Source organism: Aeromonas sp. CD, from assembly GCF_033349375.1.
GTDB lineage: Bacteria > Pseudomonadota > Gammaproteobacteria > Enterobacterales > Aeromonadaceae > Aeromonas > Aeromonas hydrophila.
In genome coordinates this window covers 1436303-1459275 of the sequence record NZ_CP137631.1, presented here as the reverse complement: position 1 = coordinate 1459275, position 22973 = coordinate 1436303, and the positions used below count along the sequence as shown (strand labels likewise).

Annotated in this window: 22 protein-coding genes; 1 reads left to right on the top strand and 21 read right to left on the bottom strand. The window is 61.9% G+C overall.

What is annotated here, in order from left to right; all coding sequences use genetic code 11:
• Positions 1-15: 15 nt before the first annotated feature.
• The 21 genes from R2E40_RS06800 to R2E40_RS06700 form a co-directional block, all read right to left on the bottom strand.
• Positions 16-735, bottom strand: coding sequence for an RNA polymerase sigma factor FliA (locus tag R2E40_RS06800; RefSeq protein WP_011705288.1), 720 nt, complete (start codon positions 733-735; stop codon positions 16-18).
• Positions 728-1603, bottom strand: a complete 876-nt coding sequence (locus tag R2E40_RS06795) for a MinD/ParA family protein (protein WP_010634619.1) — start codon at positions 1601-1603, stop codon at positions 728-730. The genes R2E40_RS06800 and R2E40_RS06795 overlap by 8 nt, the downstream gene beginning before the upstream one ends.
• A gap of 1 nt (position 1604) precedes the next feature.
• Positions 1605-3026 (bottom strand): flagellar biosynthesis protein FlhF, encoded by a 1422-nt coding sequence (flhF, locus tag R2E40_RS06790; RefSeq protein ID WP_318165062.1) that lies wholly within the window; start codon positions 3024-3026, stop codon positions 1605-1607.
• A gap of 16 nt (positions 3027-3042) precedes the next feature.
• Entirely contained in the window at positions 3043-5145 is a 2103-nt protein-coding gene (gene flhA, locus R2E40_RS06785) for a flagellar biosynthesis protein FlhA (RefSeq protein ID WP_029301481.1), read from the bottom strand.
• Between the two features lie 107 nt (positions 5146-5252).
• The gene (gene flhB, locus R2E40_RS06780) at positions 5253-6383 is read right to left on the bottom strand and encodes a flagellar biosynthesis protein FlhB (protein ID WP_318165061.1); all 1131 of its coding nucleotides are present in this window, start codon (positions 6381-6383) and stop codon (positions 5253-5255) included.
• A gap of 134 nt (positions 6384-6517) precedes the next feature.
• Positions 6518-7309: a flagellar biosynthetic protein FliR gene (fliR, locus tag R2E40_RS06775; RefSeq protein ID WP_011705283.1), complete on the bottom strand. Its 792-nt coding sequence runs from the start codon at positions 7307-7309 to the stop codon at positions 6518-6520.
• Positions 7310-7376: 67 nt separating this feature from the next.
• Positions 7377-7646 (bottom strand): flagellar biosynthesis protein FliQ, encoded by a 270-nt coding sequence (gene fliQ / locus R2E40_RS06770; RefSeq protein WP_011705282.1) that lies wholly within the window; start codon positions 7644-7646, stop codon positions 7377-7379.
• A 27-nt stretch (positions 7647-7673) separates the two neighbouring features.
• Entirely contained in the window at positions 7674-8453 is a 780-nt protein-coding gene (gene fliP / locus R2E40_RS06765; protein ID WP_016350054.1) for a flagellar type III secretion system pore protein FliP, read from the bottom strand.
• Complete coding sequence (fliO, locus tag R2E40_RS06760; RefSeq protein ID WP_017778741.1) at positions 8440-8823, bottom strand: flagellar biosynthetic protein FliO; 384 nt, start codon at positions 8821-8823, stop codon at positions 8440-8442. The genes fliP and fliO overlap by 14 nt, the downstream gene beginning before the upstream one ends.
• Complete coding sequence (gene fliN / locus R2E40_RS06755; protein WP_011705280.1) at positions 8820-9212, bottom strand: flagellar motor switch protein FliN; 393 nt, start codon at positions 9210-9212, stop codon at positions 8820-8822. The genes fliO and fliN overlap by 4 nt, the downstream gene beginning before the upstream one ends.
• 51 nt (positions 9213-9263) lie before the next feature.
• On the bottom strand, positions 9264-10334 hold the full coding sequence (fliM, locus tag R2E40_RS06750) for a flagellar motor switch protein FliM (protein WP_011705279.1): 1071 nt from the start codon (positions 10332-10334) through the stop codon (positions 9264-9266).
• Between the two features lie 9 nt (positions 10335-10343).
• Positions 10344-10862, bottom strand: a complete 519-nt coding sequence (fliL, locus tag R2E40_RS06745; RefSeq protein ID WP_011705278.1) for a flagellar basal body-associated protein FliL — start codon at positions 10860-10862, stop codon at positions 10344-10346.
• A 57-nt stretch (positions 10863-10919) separates the two neighbouring features.
• A complete protein-coding gene (locus R2E40_RS06740) occupies positions 10920-12908 on the bottom strand; it encodes a flagellar hook-length control protein FliK (RefSeq protein WP_318165060.1) in 1989 nt (662 codons plus the stop codon).
• Between the two features lie 91 nt (positions 12909-12999).
• Positions 13000-13440, bottom strand: coding sequence for a flagellar export protein FliJ (gene fliJ / locus R2E40_RS06735; RefSeq protein ID WP_011705276.1), 441 nt, complete (start codon positions 13438-13440; stop codon positions 13000-13002).
• A 26-nt stretch (positions 13441-13466) separates the two neighbouring features.
• Positions 13467-14798 (bottom strand): flagellar protein export ATPase FliI, encoded by a 1332-nt coding sequence (fliI, locus tag R2E40_RS06730; RefSeq protein WP_011705275.1) that lies wholly within the window; start codon positions 14796-14798, stop codon positions 13467-13469.
• Positions 14799-14870: 72 nt separating this feature from the next.
• Entirely contained in the window at positions 14871-15677 is an 807-nt protein-coding gene (gene fliH / locus R2E40_RS06725; RefSeq protein ID WP_318165059.1) for a flagellar assembly protein FliH, read from the bottom strand.
• A gap of 64 nt (positions 15678-15741) precedes the next feature.
• Positions 15742-16803, bottom strand: a complete 1062-nt coding sequence (gene fliG / locus R2E40_RS06720) for a flagellar motor switch protein FliG (protein ID WP_011705273.1) — start codon at positions 16801-16803, stop codon at positions 15742-15744.
• Positions 16796-18508: a flagellar basal-body MS-ring/collar protein FliF gene (fliF, locus tag R2E40_RS06715; protein WP_016350050.1), complete on the bottom strand. Its 1713-nt coding sequence runs from the start codon at positions 18506-18508 to the stop codon at positions 16796-16798. The genes fliG and fliF overlap by 8 nt, the downstream gene beginning before the upstream one ends.
• A gap of 57 nt (positions 18509-18565) precedes the next feature.
• On the bottom strand, positions 18566-18883 hold the full coding sequence (gene fliE, locus R2E40_RS06710) for a flagellar hook-basal body complex protein FliE (protein WP_318165058.1): 318 nt from the start codon (positions 18881-18883) through the stop codon (positions 18566-18568).
• A gap of 203 nt (positions 18884-19086) precedes the next feature.
• Positions 19087-19863, bottom strand: coding sequence for a beta cell expansion factor BefA (befA, locus tag R2E40_RS06705; RefSeq protein WP_318165057.1), 777 nt, complete (start codon positions 19861-19863; stop codon positions 19087-19089).
• 227 nt (positions 19864-20090) lie between these two features.
• Positions 20091-21182 carry an HD domain-containing phosphohydrolase gene (locus tag R2E40_RS06700; RefSeq protein ID WP_318165056.1) on the bottom strand — a complete coding sequence of 364 codons (1092 nt, stop codon included), beginning with the start codon at positions 21180-21182 and terminating at the stop codon, positions 20091-20093.
• A gap of 270 nt (positions 21183-21452) precedes the next feature.
• On the opposite strand from R2E40_RS06700, the gene rimO reads away from it, so the two are divergent.
• The gene (gene rimO, locus R2E40_RS06695; protein ID WP_318165055.1) at positions 21453-22781 is read left to right on the top strand and encodes a 30S ribosomal protein S12 methylthiotransferase RimO; all 1329 of its coding nucleotides are present in this window, start codon (positions 21453-21455) and stop codon (positions 22779-22781) included.
• Positions 22782-22973: the final 192 nt, after the last annotated feature.

The window sequence follows — 22973 nt, the reverse complement described above, 5'->3', positions numbered from 1 at the left end:
AGCCAGTACAAACACTTATACATGCCAATCTCTTAAACGCGCGCGTAATCTGTGCATCGCCTGACTGTGTATCTGGCTCACGCGAGACTCGCTGACGTTCAATACCTCGCCTATTTCACGCAAGTTCAGTTCTTCATCGTAGTAAAGGGAGAGCACCAGCGCTTCCCGCTCCGGCAAGCGGCCGATGTGTTCGGCCAGCGCCCCTTGAAAACGTTCGGCGGCCAGTTCATCAAACCCGTTGCTGCCCGGCTCGTCATCGGGATGGCCGATGACATCCTCGCTGACGCCAAGATCTTCGATGCCGATGATCTTGCCGCAGGAGACATCCTGCAGCATGGTGTGATACTCACCAAGGCTGACCCCCATCTGGGCGGCTACCTCGCTATCGCGGGCATCACGGCCATGGGCTTGTTCAACATTTTCGATGGCTTCGGCGATGGTGCGGCTGTTGCGGTGTACCGAACGCGGCACCCAGTCACCCCGCCGGATCTCGTCGAGCATGGAACCGCGGATACGGATCCCGGCGTAGGTTTCAAAGCTCGCCCCCTTGCTGCCGTCAAAATTGCGGGAGGCTTCGAGCAATCCAATCATACCTGCCTGGATCAGGTCATCCAGCAAGACACTGCTTGGCAGGCGAGCCAACAAATGCTGGGCGATCCGCTTCACCAGCGGAGCATGACGCTCGACCAGCACATAGGAATCCTGATGACGCAAGTACGCTTGGGCTTTATTCACGGGAACCTTCCTGTGCTATGACCGGCTTTTGCAGCAAATTTTCCAGGAAAAATTCGAGATGACCGCCGGGTTGGTTAGGAATGGGCCAGCTTGCCGCCTTGTTGGCCAGCGCTCTGAACGCCAGCGCGGCCGGGGACTTGGGGAAGGCTTCGACAATCAGCTTCTGCTTGCGCACGGCGGCTCGCAGATTGGTGTCGTAGGGGACGCAGGCAACCAGCTCCAGCGAGGTATCCAGGAAACGGTCGGTGACCCGGGTCAGCTTGGCATAGAGTTCCTGCCCTTCGCGCAAGGAGCGAACCATGTTGGCCACCACCTTGAAGCGGAAGACGCCGTGCTCCTTGGAAAGGATCTTGATGAGGGCGTAGGCATCCGTGATGGAGGTCGGTTCATCGCACACCACCACCATGATGTCCTGGGCCGCACGGGTGAAGCTCAGCACCATGTCGGAGATGCCGGCCGCCGTATCCACCAGCAGGATGTCGACCTGGGTCTTCATCTCGCTGAAAGCGCGAATAAGCTCGGCGTGTTGCACCGGCGAGAGCTCGACCATGGACTGGGTGCCCGAGGTGGCCGGCACTATCATCATGCCGTAAGGGCCCTCGACGATGATGTCGTCGATGGTGCACTCGCCGGCCAGCACGTGGGACAGGTTGCGATGCACCCGCAGCCCCAGCATGACGTCCACGTTGGCCAGGCCAAGGTCGGCGTCCAGTACCATCACCCGTTTGCCCTGGGCGGCCATGGCTCCCGCCACGTTCAGGGTCACGTTGGTCTTGCCGACGCCACCCTTGCCACCAGACACGGCGATCACTTTTACTCGATTGTTTTGACGCATTTTGCGCAGACCACTCGCCTGATCCATATACATGTTACTCATAAAACTCCGAATCTTCGGCCTCGCCAAAGCCTGTGCCCCAGAAATAGGGTTCTTCTGTTTCCCGCTCCAGCGAGCCCATGGCAGCTCCGACGAGCTGTGCCGCATTGGCGACCTGAATATCTTCCGGAACCCTTTGTCCATCAGTGATATAGCTGATAGGCAGCGCATTCTGGATACACACGTTAATCACTTCGCCCAGATTCAGACTCTCATCCAATTTGGTAAGTATGCAGCCGCTCAATGGAATACGCCGGAAATGGTCCACCGCTTCCTGCATCACCCGACGCTGGGAAGTGGCCGACATCACCAGGTAGCTGCGGATGCGTACCTTGGCATTCTTGACCAGGGTATCAAGCTGCTCGGTCAGCCGGATATCGCGCTGCCCCACCCCGGCGGTATCGATGAGCACCAGCCGGCGGTGACGGAACTGATAAAGCGCATTGGCCAGCTCCTCGGCATCCCGCACCTGCCGCACCGGGCAGCCCATGATGCGACCATAGGTCTGCAGCTGCTCATGGGCACCGATCCGGTAGTTGTCGGTGGTGATGAGCGCCACCTGCTCGGCGCCATACTTCATGGCAAACCGCGCCGCCAGCTTGGCAATGGTGGTGGTCTTGCCCACCCCGGTCGGCCCGAGCAGGGCAACCGCCCCACCCTGCCGCAGAATTTCGTCTTCGCTGATCTTGAGCTGGGCCGTCAACACCTCGGCCAACTGGGCCATGGCCTGATGGATCGACATATCCTCGGGGATAAGGCCAGCCAGCTGATCGGCAAAGGCATCGTCAAACCCTATCTTCTTGAGCTCCTTGATGAGCAGGGCACGCATCGGCTCGCGACGCTCCACCTCCTGCCACATCAGACCTGAGATCTGGTGCTCCAGCAGCTTGCGGATGCTGGCCATCTCCTTGCGCATCCCCTCCATCTCCTGATCCCGCTGGGGGGATTGAGGAGCACGGCCGGGCGCGGTGGCTCTCACCTTCGGCTTGGCGGGCTCGGGAGCTGCCCCCCACTGTCCCTGCTCGGCCAGAGTGCGGGGCGCGCCGCTGGCAGCGGCCGACGGGGCGCCGCTCTGACCCGCCTGACCGTTCTGGGCCGGGTTCAGCTTCTGCTGGCGTGCCAGCAGGGCGGCCAGGGTGTCGGCATAATGTTCGTTCTGCTCCTGGGCCGGACTCGGTGCGGGGCGGGTCATCTGCCGTCCGGCAGACGAGATATTGACGCTCTCATCGTTCAACTGACGGCGAACCGGCGCATCTTTGGGTCCCGGAACCTGGGATTGATAATCGACAGCGGCGACTATCTCCACCCCACCGGTGACCTTCTTGTTGGACATGATGACGGCATCGGGCCCGAGAGTCTCCTTGACCTCGGCCAGAGCCGTTCGCATGTCCTTGGCAAAAAACCGCTTAATCTTCACCCGTCATCTCCGCTAACTAGTTCTGACCTACCGCACTGACGATGCGGATTTGCTTGTCATCAGGCACTTCCTGATAAGACAGAACGCGCAATCCAGGAATGGCATTCTTGACAAATTTTGCCAGGGTATTGCGCAGTATCCCTGATGTCAGAAGCACGGCCGGTTGGCCTTCCAGTTCTTGTCGTTGAGTGGCTTCCACCAGCGAGCGTTGCATCCGCTCCGCCAGACCCGGCTCGATGCCGGCACCATCACCCCCCCCTGCCTGCAGGGATTGATGCAATATACGTTCCAATTCCGGTGCCAAAGTGATCACCGGCAGTTCGGGATCCGGGCCGGCAATCTCCTGCACGATCAGCCGGCGCAGGGCGATACGGCAGGCCGCCGTCAGCACTTCCGGATCCTGGCTGCGCGGGGCATATTCCACCAGGGTCTGCAGGATAGTGCGCATATCACGGATTGGCACGCCTTCATTAAGCAAATTCTGCAATACCTTCACCAGGTTACCCATGGTGATGACCTCAGGAACCAGCCCTTCCACCAGCTTGTTCTGGTGCTTCCCAATCATGTCGAGCAACTGTTGTACTTCGTCATGGCCCAACAAAAGGGCGGCATGGTTGGAGAGGATCTGACTCAGGTGAGTGGCCACCACGGTCGCGGTATCCACCACTGTGTAGCCAAGGGTCTGCGCCTGGGAGACCTGCTCCTTGGCAACCCACACCGCCTCCAGTCCGAAAGCGGGATCCCGGGTCGCAACCCCCTGGATCTGGCCGAACACCTGGCCCGGATTGATGGCCATTTCCTTATCATGGTAAACATTGGCCTCGCCGGTACTGACTCCCATCAAGGTGATGCGATATTGGTTCGGGGCGAGATCCAGGTTGTCGCGGATATGCACCGCAGGCACCAGAAAACCCAGCTCCTGGGAGAGCTTCTTGCGCACCCCCTTGATCCGGTTGAGCAGCTCGCCGCCCTGGTTGCGATCCACCAGCGGGATGAGTTGATAACCCACCTCCAGCCCGATGATGTCCACCGGCATCACGTCGTCCCAGCTCAGGTCTTTCTGCTCGTGGGTCTGCTCCGTGCTCGCCGGCATCAGCTCGCCCTTGGCCGCCTTGGCCGCCAGCTGTTTCTCGCGGCGCAGCAACCACCAGGCACCGGCGGCGGCGATGGCCCCCAGACTGAGGAACGCCAGATGGGGCATGCCGGGCACGCTGCCCATCATCAGCAGGATACCGGCCGAGATGATCAGGGCTTTGGGATTGTCGAACAACTGGCCCAGCACCGCGGTGCCCATGTCCTGATCCGTGTTCTGGCGGGTCACTATGATGGCGGCAGCAATGGAGAGCAGCAGCGACGGGATCTGGGCCACCAGACCGTCACCGATGGCGAGCAGGGTATAGATCTGGGCCGCTTCGCCGAAGGTGAGCTGGTGCTGCACCATGCCGATGATAAAGCCGCCCAGGATGTTGATGAAGAGGATCATGATCCCCGCCACCGCATCCCCTTTCACGAATTTCGAGGCACCGTCCATGGAGCCGTAGAAGTCGGCTTCCTGGGTCACGTCCTGGCGGCGCTTCTTGGCCTCTTCCTGATTGATGAGGCCGGCGTTCAAGTCCGCATCGATGGCCATCTGTTTGCCAGGCATGGCATCCAGAGTGAAGCGGGCGCTAACTTCCGAGATCCGGCCCGCACCCTTGGTGACCACCACGAAGTTGATGATCATCAGGATCATGAAGACGATGATGCCGACCGTGTAGTTGCCGCCGATCACCACGTTGCCGAAGGCTTCGATCACGTGGCCGGCCGCAGCACTGCCGTTGTGGCCTTCCAGCAGCACCACCCGGGTAGAGGCGACGTTGAGCGCCAGCCGCAGCAGGGTCGCTATCAGCAGCACGGTCGGGAAGGCGGCAAATTCGAGCGGGCGGCGGGTGTAGACGGCCACCAGCAGCACCACGATGGAGAGCGCGATGTTGAAAGAAAACAGAATATCCAGCATCAGCGGCGGAATGGGCAGCACCACCATGCCAAGAGAGGCCAGCACCAGCAGCGGCGTCCCCAGGCCCTTGGTCAACAGCCACTTGTACTCTTTGATTCGGCCCAATGATGCCTGGAGTTTCATCGTTTTTCTCAATCTCAAACCGCTGATGCCAGATTAAAGCAAACATCAAGCCAATAATACAAGATATTGAAATACAATGATTTTATTTTGACTGTGTCAGAAGTTTGTCATTTGCGGAATTCGGTTGGAATGGGCAGATCCTTGGCCAGCGGATTGGGACGGCGACCACGGCCACGGCGGAACTTCTTGAGCTGATAGACATAGGCCAGCACCTGGGCCACGGCGGCAAACAGCCCTTCCGGGATCTCGTGACCAATCTCGGTGGCGTGGTAGATGGCGCGGGTCAACGCCGGGGACGGCATCACCGGGATCTCGTACTCCCTGGCTATCTCTCTGATCTTCATTGCGATTTCATCTGTACCCTTGGCCACTACCTTGGGCGCGCTGCCCGGCTTGGCAGTATCGTACTTGAGCGCCACCGAGTAGTGGGTCGGGTTGGTGATCACCACGTCCGCCTTGGGCACATCCCCCATCATGCGGCGCATCGCCATCTCCATCTGCAAGCGGCGGATCCGCCCCTTCACCTCGGGTTTGCCTTCGCTGTCCTTGAACTCGTCCTTGACCTCCTGCTTGGTCATCTTGAGCTGGCGCATGTGGTTCCACTGCTGGAACGGCACATCGATGGCCACGATGGGAATGAGGGCACAGCAGAGAATGATCAGCATCCACAACAGCAGATCCAGCGCGTCTATGATGCCGCCCGGGTAGCCCTCGAGGGAGAGATTGAGCAGATGGTTGAACTGGCTGGAGAGCATCCACCAGGCGAACAGGGTGATGAACACCACCTTGGCGATGGACTTGACCAGCTCGACCAGGGATTGCACCCCGAACATCCGCTTGATGCCGTTGAGCGGGCTCAGCTTGCTCCACTTGGGCAGCATGGCCTCGGAGGAGAAGTTCATGCCCCCCATCAGGGTGTTACCGACGAAGGCGGCGATGGCCACCAGCATGAACAGCAGACCGAGTGGGTGCAGCAGCTCCCGCAGCAGGGCCGGCAGCATGGTCATCATGGTATTGGGATCGAACGCCTGTTCCCGATCCAGGGTGAAGCCCATGGTGAGCACCTTGACCATGGCGCCAGCCAGGCTCTCCTTGACCATCAGCAGGCCAAACACGGCCGCCAGCAGGACGCTGGCGGTACCCAGCTCCTTGGATCGTGCAATCTGCCCTTTATCACGGGCTTGTTGCAGTCGTTTGCCCGTGGGTTGTTCGGTACGTTCCTGATCGGTATCAGCCATGCTGACCTCCGCACAGGTCGAGGCAATCAGGCATCAAACCCGCCTGAGCGCCGTTGTTCAGTAGCACGAAGCCAACAAAGCAGACCCAGGTGGTCCGCCCCGGGCAATGGAGCCCCCAGCCTGCCGCCGGCATCTTACTGGCCCCCCAGGCACTGGGTGCCGATGAGGGTGCAACTAGTCTCCTGCACCCGCTCCCACATGCTGTCGAAATGGCCGAGGAAGCCACCTATGGTGAGCCAGAGGATCAGCAGGCCCGACATCATGCTGACCGCAAAGCCGATGCTGAAGATGTTGAGCTGGGGTGCGGCACGGGTCATGACGCCGAAGGCAAAGTTGATGAGCAGCAGGGCGACGATGGCGGAGAGCGCCATCACCAGCGAGGCCTGATACATGACCCCGAGAAAACCGATCAGATCGCGAATGGAGGGCAGGCTGAGGCCGCTGTCCGACACCGGCAGGGTATCAAAGCTCAGCACCACCATGCGCAGCATGATGAGGTGACCATCCACCGCCAGAAATACCAGGGTCGCCAGCATCAGGTAGAACTGGCCCACCACCGGTGCCGATTGGCCGTTCATGGGATCCACCAGGGTAGCGAAACCCAGGCTGGTCTGCATGGCGATGATCTGGCCGGCCATCACGAAGCTCTCCATCAGGAACTGGGTCATTAGACCGAGCGCGACCCCGATGAGCAACTGCTGGCCCAGCACCAGAAAACTGCCGACCGAGAACAGCTCGATCTTGGGCATAGGGGGGAGCAAAGGGGCAATCATCAGGGTCAGCGCCAGCGCCAGGCTGATGCGCACGCGAGCCGGTGTCAGCCGGCTGCCAAACACCGCCATTACCATCAGCAGCCCGCTCACCCGCGCCAACGGCCAGACGATGGAAGACAACCACTCCATGATGAGAGCGGTTGTGTAGGTCATCCCGGCACCTTGCGGGCCATCGAGGCCGGCAACGGGCGCAGAAGGCCGCTCTGTTCGAGCAAGCCACTCATCCCACCACCTCCGGAATTTGGCTCACCATCAGCAGGAAGAAGTCCATCAGACTCTGCAAGCCCCAGTGCGCCCCCGCCCCCAGTGCAAACAGGGTGACGATGAGACGGGGCAGAAAGCTCAAAGTCTGTTCGTTGATGGAGGTGGCGGCCTGAAAGATGGCCACCAGCAGGCCGACGCAGAGGCTCGGCAGGATCACGGCACACACCATGATGGTGACCAGCCAGAGCGCCTCGCGAAACACGTCGATAAAGGTTTCAGGACTCATGCCGTTCGCTCCTTGCGTTGCTCGCCCTTAACCACCGGCGCCCAGCCCGAAGCTGTTGGCCAGGGATCCCAGGATCAGGTTCCAGCCATCCACCATGACGAACAACATCAGCTTGAATGGCAGGGAGACCAGCATCGGCGACAACATCATCATCCCCATCGCCATCAGAATACTGGCCACCACCAGGTCTATCACCAGGAACGGCAGAAACAGCATGAAGCCTATCTGGAACGCGGTCTTGAGCTCGCTGGTGACAAACGCCGGGATCAACACCCGCAGCGGCACGTCGGCGGGCTTGTCCACCTGCACGTTCGCTATCTCCATGAAGGTGTTGAGATCCTTGATCCGGGTCTGGGCCAGCATGAACTGGTGGATGGGCAGCTCGGCCTTCTCCAGCGCCTCCTTGGCCTGGATGGTCTCGGCTAGATAGGGTTGCAGCGCCTCGTTATTGATGCGATCCAGCACCGGCGACATGATGAAGAACGACATGAACAGGGCGATGCCGATCAACACCTGGTTGGAGGGGCTCTGCTGCAGGCCGATGGCCTGGCGCAGAATGCCAAGCACTATGATGATGCGGGTAAACGAGGTCATCATGATGACCATGGCCGGCAGGAAGGAGAGCGCCGTCATCAGCGCCAGCACCTGCAAGGTCAGGCTGTATTCCTGGCTGCCGTCCGCCATGGTCTTGATGGTGACGGCCGACATGCCGTCCTGGGCCAGCGCCAGCGGCGAGCAGAGGATCAGGAGGGATAACAGGCCGACCAGCAGCCCACCGTGCGGCCGTGAGCCGTTAGCTTTTTTCATGCTTGCCCATCAATTTGCCAAGCTGCTGGGAAAATGCCTGGGGCTGGCTCTCGTCCAGCGGCTCTTCCAGGCGATAGAGAAAGTTGACCTGCTGCGGCGTCACCCCGAGCAACAGCTGCTGTTCGCCCACCTTGACCACCAGCAGCTTCTCCTTGTAGCCCACCGGCAGGCTGGCGATGACCCGCATCTGGCCGCCCCCCATAGCGGTGGCAATCTTGCTCTTCTTGAGCAAAAAACCGAGCACCAGGATGAGGCCGATCACCATCAGGCTGGAGAGCAGCCAGGAGGTGAGGCTGGGCGGATTGGCGCCCGCACCGGGTTCAGCCAGTGCGGGGAGGGACAACAGCAGTAACGGGAACGCGCGGATCATTTGAGTTTCTTGATCCTTTCGATTTGGCTGATGACGTCGGTCAACCGAATACCAAACTTGTCGTTCACCACCACCACTTCGCCGTGGGCGATCAGGGTACCGTTGACCAGTACGTCGAGCGGCTCGCCCGCCACCCGATCCAGCTCCACCACCGAGCCCTGGTTGAGCTGCAGCAGGTTGCGGATGCTGATCTGGCTGCGGCCCACTTCCATGGCGATGGTCACCGGAATGTCCAGAATGGTATCCAGCTTGCGCCGCTCCTCGGCACTGATGGGGGCATCATCCTTGAGCTCTTCGAGGGGAGCGGGCTTGGCTTCGGCAGTCACCTGCTCTTCCAGCGCGGCTGCCCAGGCGTCCGCCATCAGATCCTCTTCATCAGTTCCGCTCATCTTGAATTCCTTATGCTGCTTTCTTGACGGCCTGCCAGCGCAGATCGCCGTTTATCGTTGTTGATCTTCGATGCTGCGCTCGAGCTCTTCCAGCTCGGCCTCGCCATCGATGCGTACACCGCCCCGGGTCACCAGATGCATCTCGGTCTTGACCCCTTCCGGGCGCTTGAGTTTGTCGGTGATCTTGAGCGCCACATTGTCCTTGGTCCGCCCCATCTTGGCATGGAAGGTGGGCAAGTCCTCCACGAACACCAGCAGGTTCTCCGGCATCTCCACCGGGATGATGTCGCCGGGCTGCAGCTCCATCAGCTCGCGCAGGGTGAGCTCTGTCTCAAGCAACTTGGCCCGCAGCTCCACCTTGACGTCCATGATCTCGTCGCGCAGCGCCTTGCTCCAACGCACGTCGGTGTCGCCCTTGTCGCTCTGCACGCCGGCGTCCAGCAGCTCGCGAATGGGCTCCAGCATGGAGTAAGGCATGGCCACGTGAAAGTCACCGCCACCGCCATCCAGCTCGATATGGAACGAGCTGACCACGATCACCTCGGTGGGGCTGACGATGTTGGCCATGGCCGGGTTCACCTCGGAGTCGAGGTACTCGAAGCCCACGTCCATCACTGGCGCCCAGGCGTCCTTGTAATCCTCGAACACCAGCTTGAGCAGCATCTGGATGATGCGCCGCTCGGTGGGGGTGAACTCGCGCCCCTCGATCTTGGCGTGGTAGCGGCCATCGCCACCGAAGAAGTTCTCCACCAGGATGAAGACCAGCCGCGCCTCCATGGTGATGAGCGCGGTCCCCTTGAGCGGGCGGAAGCGCACCATGTTCAGGCTGGTCGGCACGAACAGGGTGTGCACATACTCGCCGAACTTGAGCATCTGCACGCCATTGATGGAAACCTCGGCGGTGCGGCGCATCATGTTGAACAGGCTGATCCGCATGTGGCGGGCGAAACGCTCGTTCACCAGCTCCAGGGTCGGCATGCGACCACGGACGATGCGGTCCTGAGAGGAGAAGTCGAACTGGGCGACGCCGGGATCTCCCGCCGCGCCTATCTCTTCCTCTTCGACATCATCGACCCCGTGCAAGAGGGCATCAATTTCGTCCTGACTTAACAGATCGCTCACGCTTCACCCTTATTGCATGACAAAGCCGGTAAACAGCACTTGTTCGATAACGGGGGAAGAGACCAGGTCATTGAGCACCCGACGGCACTCTTCCAGTGAATCCTTGCGCAGCTTCTCCTTGCCCTCGAAGGTCATCAGCTGCTCGCTGGTGGCCGCACTGAAGACCCGCAGCAGGGTGCCTTCGATGAGGGGGATATTCTGCTTGGCCAGCGTCTCGTCGGCGGTGCCGCGCACCATCAGCTGGATCTTGATCTGCACCAGCCGGTCACGCTGACCACCGGAGACGTTGAACACGAAGGGGCGTGGCATGCCAACGTAGAGCGAAGGCTGAGGCGCCGCCTCCTTGGGCTTGGCATCTTTGCCCTCCCCCGCGGCCTCGGCCGCCGGTTTGTCGCCGCCGGACAGCATGAACCAGGCGCCGGCCCCACCGCCACCCAGCACAATCACGGCCAGGGCGATAATCATGATCAGTTTCTTTTTCTTGCCTGCCGCCGGATCTTTCAGCGTCAGTTCGTTATCGTCTGCCATCCCTTGTCCACCCTAGTCTCAAACTTGTTCGATATCATAAACTTACTCGGGCTGGCATCAAGCATAGAAATCAATTCCGCTGTCGTTTGTCGATTCCGTCGACAAACGCATGCCGGCGCCCGTGACCTCTGCCTCAGTTTGGCCTGTTTCGGCAAAAGATCCGCTGCCTTTTTGGCCTTGCTGGCCCTGACCGGCAAACGCCGACTGGCCCTGTGACTGCTGCTGCGGCTGTTGTTGCACCAGGGTCTGGCCCAGCTGGATGCCCTGCCCGGCCAGCATATCACGCAGCCGGGGCATGGCCTGCTCCAGCATTTCCCGGGTCTGGCCGTGCTGCACCACGAAATGGACGTTGGCCTGGCTGTCTGCCCCCATCTGTATCTGGATCTTCATCTTGCCAAGGCCGAGGGGATCGAGCTGGATCTCCGCCTGCTGCAGCTTGTCCGCCAGCATCAGGTTGACCTTCTGGTGCAACTGGGCCGGCGCCTCCGGATCGGCCAGCTTGAGATGGGGCAGGTTGGTTGGTTCGCGCCGCGCGGCCGCTTCGGTGGCCGCCGGCCGGTTGTCATGACCCACCGCCTGGGGCTGGCTGTTCTGCTGGACCTGCTGGCTGCGGCTGCTCTCCGGGCTGGTGGTCGTCTCGCTGCTCTCCTGGGCGCCGCCGCGAGCCAGCTCTGCCACCTTCTGCTTCACGTCGACTTTCACCTCGCTGCGGGCCCTGGGCGCGTCGCTGCGCTCGGTAGCTTCCATCTGCTTGAGCCCGGCTGACAGGCTGGCCAGGGACGCTTGCGGGCCCTGCGGCTCGCTGCTGGCGAGCACCTGTTGTGGCGCCACCAGCACGGGTTCGCTGGCCGGGGCGGTGGCCGGCGCCGGTGCGCCGCTGCTGGCGGCAGGAGCAGGCTGGCTCTCGGCCTTGGCGGCTACCGGCTTGGACTGGCCATCCCCCTCGGCGGCAGTCTGCGTTGGCGCCTTGTCAGCAGCGCCGTTGCTCGACCCGCCATCGGTGCGGGTCACCCCCTCTTCAAATGCTCTGGCGGCGCCGGGCTGAGTGGCCACGGCCTGGTGGGTGGCCTGCAGCGGAGCGGTTTTTACCGGCTCTTCCTTGCCCGCCATGGGCGGCACCACAGGCTTGGCCCCCTTGTCGGCGCCCTCCAGCTGGATCCTGGTGTCATTCTCACCCTGTTCGCTTAACGCGGCGGCGGGTACCTTGCTCAACAAGGCCGCCCGCTCGGCGGCGGAGAGCTCGCTTTTGCTCCCCTTGGTCTCTTTGCCATTGTTATCGGTAGGTTGGTCGGCATTGGCGCCGCCGGCACCGCTCTCCTTGCCACCGCTCTCTTTCCCGGCTCCCTGCAGCTGAGCCGCCAGGGCGGCGTCATCCGTCACGACAGCATCCTGCTGCGCGGCCTTCGTATCAACCGGCACACTGGTTTCGCCCGTGAGCAAGCTGGCAGCCTGGCGGGCCAGCGCGGCGGCACTGGTCGTCGCCCCCTGCTTCTCACCGCTGCCGGCGAGCGGCTGGGTGAGGGTGGCCGAAGCCTCGGCCGACTCGGCGTCCGCGTCTTTGTGCGGCAACATCTTGCCGTCCGTCTCGACGACGGGTGCGGTGGCGACCAGATTGATGGCCGGCGGGGCAACCAGGGAGGTGTCCTGTTTGAGGGCATCCTGCAGACGCTGCAAGAAATCGTTGGGGGCCAGAGCGGGGTCGGGCTCACTCCCCTTCTGTGGTTTGTCGTCAGCGCTACCGGCCTCTTCGGCCTCATTCGCCAAAGATTTGGCAACCTCGCTCTTGGCGGTCGGCACCGGCTTGTTGCTCTCCAATGCACCCGCACTTCCCTGCTCGGCGCCGGGCCGCGCCGGAACCTTGCCATCGGCTTTGGCATTGACCTTGTCAGCCTGCTGCACCCGGTTCATCACCTCGGAAAAGCCGACCTTGCCGTCGCTCTGCAGGGCCCCTTCACCGCCATCCTGGCTCGCCGTCAGCACAGCGCTCTTGTCGGCAGCGGCAGCGGTCAGCGCGGCGGGAGAATTGGTTAACAGTGTCTGCATCATGGTGAAGATTCCTGGCGACATTCGGCTTCGGGTTTATCCTCAGCTCCCCGGGGGAAGTGAGGCGCACACGGGATGGCAAGAAGAAAGCAAGTTACAGGCCAGAATGGTGGAAACGGCGCAGCATGGCGTACTCGTCCAGCATCTTCTGCTCCTGGCGCTGGGCTTTCTGCTGCTCGCGTCCCGCCTGCTTGGCCAGCAGCAACTCCACCGCCTTGCGCCGCTGCTGGGCGGCCAGCCACTCCTCGCGGCGCAGCTCCAGCGCCTGGCGTACCTGCAGCACCCCTTCGTACTGCTGGGTGGCTGCCTGCTCGAGCTTGTTGATGAAGGCGTGATACTGGCTGTTCTGCTGGGCTCCTATGCCCTGCAGGCCGCGGTCGGTCCACTGCTGGTGGTAGATCTGGCGGTACTGGTTGAGCGCGTCCTGCTGCTCCATGAAGATTTTCAGATCCTGCTGGGCCTTGGCCAGCGCCAGCGCCGCCTGCTGTTCGGCCTCCACCAGCCGCTCCGACAACATTACCAAGCCTTTACTCATGGGCACGTCTCCCTCTTATCTTCTCGTCAACGCATCAGCGGCATGGCCACCAGCTGCAGGGCCTGCAGGCCCGCATCGTAGTGAATGACCTCGCGCATGCCTTGCTGCAAGAACTGATCCAGATAGGGTTTCTGGATGATGGCGCGGTCGATGCGGGGGTCCGAGCCCTGGCTGTAGGCACCGATGGTGATGAGATCGCGGTTCTGCTGGTAGAGGGAGTAGAACTGCTTGAGGGTGCGCGCCAGCTCCATGTGTTCCGGCGAGGTCACCATGGGCATTACCCGGCTGATGGACTTTTCGATGTCGATGGCCGGGTAGTGACCCGCATCGGCCAGCTCCCGCGACAGCACGATGTGGCCGTCGAGGATGGCCCGCGCCGCGTCGGCGATGGGATCCTGCAGATCGTCCCCTTCCGTCAGCACGGTGAAGAATGCCGTGATCGAGCCCTGGCCGTCGCTGCCGTTGCCGGCCCGCTCCACCAGTGCCGGCAATTTGGCGAACACCGAGGGCGGGTAGCCCTTGGTGGCCGGCGGTTCACCCACCGCCAGGGCGATCTCGCGCTGGGCCTGAGCGTAACGGGTGAGCGAGTCCATCAGCAGCAGCACGTTGAGCCCCTGATCGCGGAAATACTCGGCAATGGCCAGCGCCGTCTCACACCCCTTGAGCCGCATCAGCGGCGAGGCATCGGCCGGCGCCGCCACCACCACGGAGCGGGCACGCCCCTCCTCCCCCAGGATCTCCTCGATGAACTCCTTCACCTCGCGGCCCCGTTCGCCGATGAGCCCCACCACCACCACGTCGGCCACCGAGCCACGGGTCATCATGCCGAGCAGCACGGATTTGCCGACGCCGGAGCCGGCGAACAGCCCCATCCGCTGGCCCTGCCCCACGGTCAGCACGGCGTTGATGGCGCGCACCCCCACGTCCATCGGTTGATGGATGGGGCGGCGGGAGAGCGGGTTGATGCGGTGCTGGGCAAACTGCACCGTCTGGGAAGAGAGGATGGGGCCGAGCCCGTCTAGCGGCTGGCCGATGCCGTCGATGACCCGGCCCAGCAGGTTCATGCCGACCGGGATGCCGTGCTCCTCGGTGATGGGCACTACCCGGGCGCCCGGAATGACCCCCTTGAGCTGCTCGCTCGGCATCAGAAACAGCCGATCGCCGGAGAAGCCCACCACTTCAGCCTCCAGCGAACCATCCTGGGTATCGATGCGACAGAGCGCTCCGATGGCGGCGCGGCAGCCGATGGCTTCGAGGGTCAGCCCCACCACCCGGGTCAGCTTGCCGGCCACCGGCGGTTTGGGGGCGATATCGCGTACCCGATACCCTTGCAACCGATTGAGTAACGAGCCGCTCATCCGACCTCCTGATATATGACGTTGAATGGGTAGAAAAAGCAGACGGGCCGTACCCTGGCAGCCCGCACGCCCTTAGCCGCGGGCATCCTGCGATGCATTGTCGCGCAGGAAGTTGCGCAGCAGCTGATCGATGCGCCCCGAGAGGGTCAGATCGATGCTGGAGAGTTCGGTGGCCAGCTGCAGATCGCCGGGGGAGAGGGTGGGATCGCTTTGCAGCCGCCAGTGGCGCTTGACGCACTCCTCGGTGCCGAACGCCTGCTCGACCCGGGCCAGATCGTCCGGGTGCAGCATCAGGGTGACCCCCAGTTCGGCAGCCGGCAACAGCGCCAGCCCCTGCTTGAGCGCTTCGAGCAACAACCGGGGCGAGGTTTCCGCCTCGTGACGGATGAGGGCGCGGGCCAGCTGCATCACCAGCGCGATGAGCTGCTGCTCCACCGCACCGTCCAGCTCCTTGAGCGGGTTGGCGAGGCGATCGATGAGCCCCTGCCAGTGGCTCATCTGCTGATCCACCAGCTCGCGACCGAGGGCCAACCCCTCCTCCTTGCCCTGCTCCAACCCGGCGGCATGACCCTGCTGCAAGCCTTCCAGCTTGCCCTCTTCGAGCCCCTTGGCATAACCGGCTTCACGCCCCTCGGCCATTCCCTCTTCCCAGGCGGCCTGGCGAATTGCTTCAAGCTCCTCGGCTGTGATGCTGGGGGCCGGCTCCTCCACCGGCTCTTCGACCGGGACCTCTTCTTCCTGCCGATACCAGTCCGGCGTCAGCCCGAGGGCATTGGTCTCGACTTCGGCCTCGACCTCCATCTCGGGCCAGCCCCAGGTCTGGACCTGGCTCTCATCCCCGTCGGGTCTGACATAACCGCGCAGCTTGTTGTTGTTCATCTGCCTGCCGCACTCCTCGCCATAACGCTGCCCGCTCTGCTATTCACGCCGACGTGACCGCTCATCAGAGGAACTCCTCGCCGCCACCGGCACCCAGCATGATCTCGCCGGCATCCGCCAGACGGCGGGCGATGGAGAGGATCTCCTTCTGGGCGGCTTCCACTTCGGAGACCCGGATCGGCCCCATGGCCTCCAGATCGTCCGCCAGCATCTCGGCGGCCCGCTTGGACATGTTCTTGAATACCTTCTCGCGCATCTGATCGTCGGAGCCCTTGAGCGCCCGTTGCAGCAGATCCCCCGGCACTTCCCGCAGCATGGTCTGGATGCCGCGATCGTCCACATCGATGAGGTTTTCGAACACGAACATCAAATCCTGGATCTGCTGGCTCATCTCCTCATCCGACTCGCGGATAGAGTCCATCAGCTGTCCTTCGATGTTGGTGTCGAGGTAGTTCATGATGTTGGCTGCCGCCTTCAGGCCGCCCATCTTGGCTGCCTGGGCACCCGCCGCACCGGCGAACTGTTTCTCCATGATGTCGTTGAGCTCTTGCAGTGCCGCCGGTTGCACCTCTTCCAGGTTGGCGATACGCATCACCAGATCGAGGCGCACCTGCTCCGGGAACTGGCTCAGGATCTCGGCCGACTGTTCCGGCTCCAGATACGAAAGGACGATGGTCTGGATCTGCGGGTGTTCGTTCTGGATGATGCTGGCCACCTGGCGGGCATCCATCCACTTGAGCGAGTCGAGGCCGCGGGCACCTGAACCCAGGATGATCTGGTCCACCAGGTTGCTGGCCTTGTCTTCGCCAAGGGCTGCAACCAGCGCCTTGCGCACGAAATCTTCGCTGCCGATACCGATGTTGGTGTACTTCTGGATGTCGTCGATGAATTGACGGTGGACCGCCGCCACCCGGTCGTGACTGAAATCCGACATGGAGGCCATCGACATGCCGAGCCGCTGCACCTGCTTGGGCTCGAGATGGCGGAAGATCTGGGCAGCATCCTCTTCGTTGAGGCTCAGCATCAATACCGCCGCCATCTCCATCCCGCTCATCTGATCCAGGATCTGGCGCTGACTGTCGGTGATGTCATTGCCGGTGACCTGTGTCTTGTTTTCGTCAGCCATCTTTGTTCGCTACCCATTCTTTAATGACCTGTGCGGCCAGATCCGGTTCGTTCGCCACCAGCGCACGTACCGCCTTGAGCAAGTCCTCGTCACGGTGCAGATCCGGCAGTTTCAGATGGCCGTCACGTACCCCGAACACCGGCTCGGATTCAGCCTGAGCCGCCAGCAGACTGAGCTCGTCATCCCCACCCAAGACGGTGTGGTTGTCGAAGTCCAGTTCCCCTTCCGGCTTGGCATCCGGATAGAGCAGGCGCTTGAGCATGGGCCGCACCACGGTGACGATCAACACTATGATGACCAACACGGAGGCGGCAATGCGTACCGCACGCCAGAACCAGGGCTGCTCGTAGAGCGGCGCTTCGGCCACGCTTTCGAGCTCGGGCCGGTTGAACGGGATGGCGACCACCTCCAGAGTATCACCACGGGTCACATCAAAGCCAAGGCCACCGCTCAGCAGACGGCGCAGGGTATCGAGTTCGGGCTGGGTACGGGGCTCGCGGGTCACCTTGCCATCGGCTGCGGTAGACGCCTTGTAATCCACCGCCACCGAGACGGTCATGCGGCGAATGCCACCCATCTGGCGCCGGATATGGCTGACGGTGGTATCCAGTTCGAAGTTGCGGGTCGCCTCCTTGCGGGAGCGGCCGGAAGAGGACGCAGTCGTTTCGGCATTGGGGCCGGTCGCCTGCTGCGGAATGTTGGAGGCGGCAGGCGGCTGGTTGGAGAGGGCGCCGGGCACGCCACCGTTGCTGCCGTTGGCGCTGTTCTCTTCCATGGTCATTTCGGAGCGCACCGCCGGCAAGTCCGGGTTGTAGGTCTTGCGGGTCTGCTCCTGCTGGGAGAAGTCGAGGGAGAGATCGACCTCCGCCGTATAATTGTCGGCGCCGAGTACCGGGATCAGGATGGCGTCAATTTTTTGTTTGTATTCCAGCTCCTGCTTCTGCTGCATCGCAAACTCCTTGCGAGTCTGGGCAGAGACGGGATCCTGGGAACCCGAGTTGAGCAGGCGGCCGTTCTGGTCGGTCACGGTGACGCGGGTCGGCTCCAGACCATGCACCGCGGAGGCGACCATGTCGACGATGGAGTCCACTTCCCCCTGGCCGAGGGCATTGCCCTTGAGGCTCAGCACCACGGTCGCGCTGGGTTTGCGTTCGTTGCGGGCAAACACGTTGTCTTTCGGGATGGCCAGCAGCACCTGGGCCTTGGCCACGTTCTGGAACTGCTCGATGGCGCTGGCCAGCTGGCGCTCGCGGCTCAGCTTGAGACGCTCGCTCTCCATGCGCTGGCTGACGCCAAAGCTGGAGTCCTTGAGCAGGATGTCTTCCCCGTCACTGGTGGTGTCGGTGGCGTTGGCCAGGCCGGCACGGGTCAGCGCCAGCCGGATGCTGGAGTAGTTCTCGGCACTGACCAGCACGCTCTTGCCATCCACCTGATAGGGGATCTTCTGCTGATCGAGGTAGTCGAGGGTCTTGACCAGCTCCTGGGTGGTGTAGGTGCCAAGAGGCCGCATGTCCGGCTCCTTGCCCCACAGCAGGATGAAAACGGCGATCGCCAGACAGATGGCCAACCCCAGGATCAGGGTGATCTGACGCAGCACATCCGTGTTGGACAGAAAGCCGAGTGCTGAACTCTTCTGCTCATTCTCATCGAGGGCGGCACTGCCCTCATCGTTCATCAGCAGTTCGCCGTTTTGGTCATTAGCCACGATTTATGTCCTTATTGCTGACATGTTCATGATGTTCAGTTGCCATGGTGAGCGCGCTTATACCGGCATGTTCATGATGGTCTTGTAGGCATCGACCATCTTGTTGCGTACCTGCACCGTCGCCTCGAAGGCGATGGAGGATTTCTGCCCGGCGATCATCACTTGGGACAAGTCGACCGAGTTGTCGCCCATGTCGAAACGGGTACGCAGATCGTTGGCGGCCCCCTGCAACTCGTTGACGTTGCCAAGGGCCTGTTGCAGCAACTGGCCAAAGTCGGACGTGACCTGGCGGCCGGGCTGGGTCAGCGGCGTGGCGCCGGCTTCGACCTTGAGAGCCTGCATCTCTTGCATCAGGCTGCTTACACTAATTTCCATATTCCATCCCCAGACAAATCATTGACGCTGTCAGGGTGTAAGCAATTAGGGTGCCAACAAGTAAAAAACCACCAGGCAAGCGGGATGAGAGGGGGGTAAGCAGGCCGTAACAGGCGATGCGAGGGCAGATTACTTGCCAAGTAGCAGGCCTTCCCGTCAGCCAGCAAGATGCGGGCCGACGGAAAAGGCCGGAAAGCGGGTGACTAGCGGGTCAGATCCTTGTCCACCCAGTACTTGGAGCCAGAGATGTTGGCATCGAGCAGCAAGCCTTTCTCGCCGATCTGGTAGATGGCCATGCCGCCGTTGTACTTGGCGCTGAGCTCGGCGCTCTCCTTGCCCGCCACGGCCCCCATCTCGGAGGTGGCCTCCCAGCCCTGGCTCACGAAGGCATCGAACCTGCCTTTGTCTTCAAACAGGATCACCTGCTGGTAGAACTTGCCACCGAGCCCGGCCGCAAGCCCGGCACCGAACATCTTCATGTAGGTGTGCTTGCCGCTGGTGCGATTGACCGCCACCCCGGCCCCCTGGTTGGTGTGCAGCATCAGGGAGAACTTGCGCGAGTCGAACACCGCATAGCCATAAGCCTTGTCAAACAACAGCTTGGCTGAGGGTTGCTGGTTGAATAGCCGCACCAGGGCGGTGTCGGCCATGGTATCGAGGGCAAGCCGCGCCTCGTCGGCTGTCTTGGGCTCGAGCATCTCGTCGAGCTTCTTGTCGGCCACCGTCAGCCACTCCTTGCCGGTCGCCACGCTCTTGTCGGTCCAGGCACCGGCGGTGTTGAACGCCTCCGAACCCCACTGGGAAACCGATGCCCAGGTCGCCTTGGAGAAGTCGGTGACGCTCTGCCAGGCCTCCTTGCTGGTGTCGCTCACTGCGCTGCCAAGCTCGCTCGCGGCCTCCTTCACCTTGGCCCAGTCAGCCAGGCTGGGGGCTGACACCAGCGCCATGGTCGTTGCTATCACCAGGAATCGAATCTTCATTGCTGCTTCCCCCTTTGTGATGAGTTGATGGTCACAGTAGCAGATCTGGCCGGCGCCGGATAAGCCCAAGTGCACGAGGCGGGTCAATCAGTGACGCTCGTCATGATGGGCTCCATCCGATTGGCGACCTCGACGGGGCAGAGCCCGCCGCCGCTCTCACGCTATCTCGGGCAGAGTCGCAACAGGGCAAAACGAGGTAGCGCAAGTCATGACACCAGGCCCGCCGCCTAGCTGGCGGCGGGCTCTCGGTATTGCTGATGGATGGCGCGAAACGCCTCCTTGTTGCACAGCGCCGCGGCGACGCAGGCGGGGTCGAACTGGCTGCCGGCGTGGGTTTCAAGGTAGGCAAAGGCCGCTTCGAACGTCCAGGCCTGCTTGTAGGGCCGCTCGCTGGTGAGCGCATCGAACACATCGGCCACCGCGACGATGCGGGCCTCCAGCGGGATCGCCTCCCCCGCCAACCCCTCTGGATAACCCTGCCCGTCGAAGCGCTCGTGGTGATAGGCGATGATGTTCTTGAGCATGTCGGTGTGATGGATGCCGTCAAGGCCAAACTCGCTGATCATCAGGGCGATCATCTCCCGTCCCTTGAGCGGGTGGATCTTCATCACCCCGTACTCCTCTGGCGTCAGCTTGCCGGGTTTGAGCAAGATGGCGTCGGGCACCGCAATCTTGCCGATGTCGTGCAGCTCGGAGAAGAGATAGATGAACTCCACCTCCTCGTCGCTCAAGGGATAACGGGTGGTCACGGCGCGGGCGATGAGCCGTGAATAGGCCGACATCCGGTGCAGGTGATTGGCGGTCTCTTCATCCCGGTAGCGGCTGAACTCCCGCACCGTGGTAAGCGCGCCGCTCAGGGTCTGAATCGAGAAAAATTCCACCGCGATGATGGCCGCCAGGATCTGGGCGTATGCCGCCAGTTCGCCGCGAATGGCGGGGTCGAAGTAGCCAGGCTCCCTGGCATCGCAAAACAGAAAACCGAACAGCTTGCTGTTGAACAACAGCGGCTCGGTGTAGCTGGATTCATAACCGGCCGCCAGCAGCTTGCGGCTGTGCTCGGAGGGGGAGCCCAGCAGCGAATCCAGCGTGTCGAGCACCCTTGCTTGCCGGTGTTCGGCCAGATAGCGCAGAGAGGGGACGTCGCTCAGCTTGACCTCGTACTGCACCAGCGGGGAACTTCCCTCGGTGCTGTGGGCGAAGGTCTTGAGCCTGTCCGTGTGCTGGTCATAAATCGCGATGGCCACCCGGCTCAACTTGTCAAACCGCTGCCTGAGCGTGGCGTGCACGTTCTGCATTCTCTCGCCAAATGAGCTGTCCATCCCGCCCTTCCCTCCAGTCTGCCTGCAGGGAGTATAGTGACACCCATCTTCCCGCTCTCGCAAAATTGAGTTTAAACCCAACAACCAGCGAACTGACAGGGCAAGGGTACAGCCATCGGCCCGTATCGGCTCAAAACGGGCCTGCCTTGGCACAATCCTGCCTCGCCGGAGATATTGTTCGATTCCGCCGTGCCGGCTGTATAGTTTTTGGTTAGCCATTCCGGTAAAATCCGCGCCCTAAAACTAGAGCCACCTAAGAGTGATTGAGCGATGTCCAACACAAAACAGGCCCCCAAAGTAGGATTCGTCTCCTTGGGTTGCCCCAAAAATCTGGTCGATTCCGAGCGCATCCTGACCCAGCTGCGTACCGAAGGGTACGACGTGGTGCCCAGCTATGACGATGCGGAAGTGGTGGTGGTCAACACCTGCGGCTTCATCGACAGCGCGGTACAGGAATCCCTGGAAGCCATCGGCGAGGCCCTGGCCGAGAACGGCAAGGTGATCGTCACCGGCTGCCTAGGTGCCAAAGAGAACCAGATCCGCGAGATCCACCCCAAGGTGCTCGAGATCACCGGTCCCCACGCCTACGAAGAGGTGCTGGGTCACGTGCACAAGTACGTCGAGAAGCCGACCCACAACCCCTTCACCAGCCTGGTGCCGGCCCAGGGCGTCAAGCTGACCCCCCGCCACTACGCCTATCTGAAGATTTCCGAAGGCTGCAACCACCGCTGCACCTTCTGCATCATCCCCTCCATGCGCGGGGATCTGGTCAGCCGCCCCATCGGCGAAGTGCTGGCCGAGGCCAAGCGCCTGAAAGAGGCCGGCGTGAAGGAGATCCTGGTGATCTCTCAGGACACCTCTGCCTACGGCGTGGACGTCAAGCACCGCACCGGTTTCTACGACGGCATGCCGGTCAAGACCAGCATGGTGGCCCTGTGCGAAGAGCTGGCCAAGCTCGGCATGTGGGTACGCCTGCACTACGTCTACCCCTACCCGCACGTGGATGACGTCATCCCGCTGATGCGCGACGGCAAGGTACTGCCCTACCTCGATATCCCGCTGCAACACGCCAGCCCGCGCATCCTCAAGCTGATGAAGCGCCCGGGCACCGTCGAGCGCACCCTGGAGCGGATCCAGAAGTGGCGCGAGATCTGCCCCGAGATCACCCTGCGCTCCACCTTCATCGTCGGCTTCCCCGGCGAAACCGAAGAAGAGTTCCAGATGCTGCTGGACTTCATCGACAAGGCAGAGCTGGATCGGGTCGGCTGCTTCAAATACAGCCCGGTCGAAGGTGCCAAGGCCAACGTGCTGCCGGATCCGGTACCGGCAGAAGTGCAGGAAGAGCGCTTCCAGCGCTTCATGGAACTGCAGCAGCAGGTTTCCATCCGCAAGCTCGCCCGCAAGGTCGGCAAGGAGATGCTGGTGCTGATCGACGAGGTGGACGAAGAGGGTGCCACTGGCCGCTCCGCCGCCGATGCCCCCGAGATCGACGGCCTGGTCTACCTGAACGGTGAAACCGGCCTCAAGCCCGGCGACATGGTCAAGGTCCGCATCGATGAAGCGGACGAGTACGACCTGTGGGCCAGTCTCATCGACTGATCCCCGACAAGCGCCAACAAAAAAGCCAGTCAGTGACCCTGACTGGCTTTTTTTGTTGGCGCCACTTGGCGGATAAATACCGTTGCCGCAATGGGTTAAAGGGAATTAACCAATAGCGGGCTGATTCAGTCCCGATACAGCCAGGGCTGTTAGGATCCGGATTGACTCTCCCCGTCATAAGCCCTCTAATTG